Raw genomic sequence first — 2,135 nt, 5'->3', positions numbered from 1 at the left:
TCACAGCTGAGACAGTGCCCAGATCGTTACACCATTCGTGCAGGTCGGAACTTACCCGACAAGGAATTTCGCTACCTTAGGACCGTTATAGTTACGGCCGCCGTTTACTGGGGCTTCAATTCAATGCTTCTCCTTGCGAATAACATCTCCTCTTAACCTTCCAGCACCGGGCAGGTGTCAGGCCTTATACTTCTTCTTTCGAATTTGCAAAGCCCTATGTTTTTGTTAAACAGTCGCCTGGGCCATTTCTCTGCGGCTTCTCCATCAACTGGAGGAAGCGTCTCTTTTCCCGAAGTTACGAGACTATTTTGCCTAGTTCCTTAGCTGTGATTCACTCGAGCGCCTTAGTATTCTCTACTTGACCACGTGTGTCCGTTTGTAGTACGGGTACACTATGAATTAGCGTTTAGCGGTTTTTCTTGGGAGCCTGTTTACATCCATATCCGTTTGTACAAGTACGCACGGTACTTTCAGGTTCGACTCAGGGAGCGGATTTGCCTACCCCCCTCAATATCTACACCCTTCAACCTGGTATTCCGTCACCAGGCAGGACTGTCACTTCTCCGTCCCCACATCACTCCATAGCGTAGTACAGGAATATTAACCTGTTCTTCCATCGGCTTCGCCTGTCGGCTATACCTTAGGCCCCGACTAACCCTGATCCGATTAGCGTTGATCAGGAATCCTTAGTCTTCCGGCGGGAGGGTTTCTCGCCCTCCTTATCGTTACTTATACCTACATTTGCTTTTCCAGCCGCTCCAGTCTAAGTTATCCTTAAACCTTCTACGCTGTACTGGAATGCTCCCCTACCGATCTAATTTATAGATCCCACGGCTTCGGTAATATGCTTATGCCCGATTATTATCCATGCCAAACCGCTCGACTAGTGAGCTGTTACGCACTCTTTAAATGAATGGCTGCTTCCAAGCCAACATCCTAGCTGTCTGTGCAGTTCGACCTCGTTAATTCAACTTAGCATATATTTGGGGACCTTAGCCGGTGGTCTGGATTCTTTTCCTCTCGGACGCGGACCTTAGCACCCGCGCCCTCACTCCTCAGAAATATTTATAAGCATTCGGAGTTTGTCAGGACTTGATAGGCGGTGAAACCCTCGCATCCAATCAGTCGCTCTACCTCTTATAAACTATCTAAAGGCTGCACCTAAATGCATTTCGGGGAGTACGAGCTATCTCCAAGTTTGATTAGCCTTTCACCCCTACCCTCAAGTCATCCGAAGACTTTTCAACGTCAAACAGTTCGGTCCTCCATTTGGTGTTACCCAAACTTCAACCTGCTCAAGGGTAGATCACTTGGTTTCGCGTCTACTCACACTGACTTATAGCGCCCTGTTAAGACTCGCTTTCGCTTCGGCTTACGGTCCTGAAGACCTTAACCTTGCCAGTGAGAGTAACTCGTAGGTTCATTATGCAAAAGGCACGCCGTCACAGCACAAAGCTGCTCCGACCGCTTGTAAGCGAACGGGTTCAGGGTCTATTTCACTCTTCTGTTCGAAGTACTTTTCACCTTTCCCTCACGGTACTGGTTCACTATCGGTCTCTGGGGAGTATTTAGCCTTAGCGGATGGTCCCGCCGGATTCACACAGGATTTCTCGTGTCCCGCGCTACTCAGGATACTGCTAAAAATCGTAAACTTACTTATACCGGCCTATCACCGTATACTGGGGCGCTTTCCAACGCACTTCTAATTCATTTACTTCTTTTATATCGCAGTCCTACAACCCCAATAATGCATTGCTACATCATTGGTTTGGGCTATTCCGCGTTCGCTCGCCACTACTTGCGGAATCACTTTTGTTTTCTTCTCCTAAGGGTACTTAGATGTTTCAGTTCCCCTCGTTCGCCTTCCATATAACATGGAATAATACAGCTTCACTGTATTGGGTTGCCCCATTCGGAAATCCCCGGATCAATGGTTATTTGCACCTACCCGAAGCTTATCGCAGCTTATCACGTCCTTCATCGCCTCCCAGAGCCTAGGCATCCACCGTTCGCTCTTATTTTGCTTTTTTCTTTTATTATATCGTTTTATAGCTCATCTTTCATTGCTGAAAAAAGAGCTAAACCTTTAGTTGCTTTCTATTTTGCTTTCTTTTCTTTTCATCGTGTCAAAGATC

Annotated in this window: 1 rRNA gene; it reads right to left on the bottom strand. The window is 47.1% G+C overall.

Going from position 1 to position 2,135, the window contains the following annotated elements:
- Nucleotides 1-2,037 (bottom strand): 23S ribosomal RNA (locus F9K33_16505); the annotation flags it as partial.
- Between the last annotated feature and the right edge of the window lie 98 nt (nucleotides 2,038-2,135).

It is taken from the genome of bacterium (assembly GCA_008933615.1).
Taxonomy (GTDB): domain Bacteria; phylum CLD3; class CLD3; order SB21; family SB21; genus SB21.
Note: the sequence above shows the minus strand (reverse complement) of the source record. Positions and strands in the feature narration are given on the sequence as shown.